Here is a 1,035-nt window from a genome sequence, read left to right on the forward strand (position 1 = left end):
GCACGCCAAGCTGAGCTCCAAAGCTCATATCGGGCGCGTGCTTGATGGCATTCAATAATAGTCTTTGATGTTGGAACGCATCAATTGAAATGTCTCTATGGATAAGGTGGTGCTGCTCAATACCGGTGCCTTCAAGTAATTTAGGCAAATCGACGCCTTGCATGATTAAAAACTTAATCATGGGTTTTAGCTGTTGAATGTTCAGAGAGAGCGCTTCTGCTTTTTGTTTTACGAAGCCTTTCTGATCTTCAATGTTGCATACTAAAGACATAGATCGACGATAACATTGCTATTTTTGTTTGAGCTCAAACGGTAACTCAAAAGTGCTGGTTACAATATTAATAATGCTCAGATAGAAAATTAGGTCACAAAAAAAGCGAACCAATTGGTTCGCTTTGTAAGGGTATAACAGAATCTTGCTTGTTATGGGTAGACAAACTCACCTTTAACAGGGAAGTGGTCTGATAAGTCCCAACGACCCCAGTGCTCAGATTCTATGCTACGAGGAAGTAGCAATGTGTTGCTAGAGCTGATTGGCGTAACGTGTTCATTTGAGTAAAGCACGTAGTCTAAGTACTCGTCATATTGATCATCTGCATACACGTTAATAGAGCCACCGTACGAGTAAGGGTAGTTTTCAAGTGCTGTTGGCTCTGTCGCATCTAGAACCGCCATCAAATCATCACGCTCCTGCGGGAAGTTTACCTTGTCGACATTAAAGTCGCCGGCATAGATAACAGGCTCATTCGCAGGGATGTGCTTGCTGTCTTTGAATGCTTTCAGTTCTGCTAGATGCTCAAAACGATTCGCAATGTCTTCAGGTGTTGTATAGGCGCGAACGTGCGTACCGAACAAGTTGTACGTTTTGCCAAACTTATTGATTTTTGCGTAAACCGCACCTTTTGATGCAAGGCAGTCTTCGCGGATACATGCTTGATAAACAATGTTGTCTTCTACTTCGATTGGCCACTTAGATGCGATAAATATACCGCCGTTTAGAATGCGGCCAAGCTCGAAAGGAATCTCAGTCAGGTA

General features: G+C 42.9%; 2 protein-coding genes. Both read right to left on the minus strand.

The window, feature by feature from the left end; translation table 11 throughout:
* The coding region (locus A3739_RS00505) for a hypothetical protein (protein WP_156502199.1) at positions 1–271 on the minus strand (271 nt) is incomplete at its 3' end.
* Between the two features lie 152 nt (positions 272–423).
* Positions 424–1,035: sphingomyelin phosphodiesterase (locus A3739_RS29060; RefSeq protein ID WP_197471912.1), on the minus strand; the 612-nt coding region annotated here is incomplete at its 5' end.

The sequence above is a fragment of the Oleiphilus sp. HI0067 genome (genome assembly GCF_001635735.1).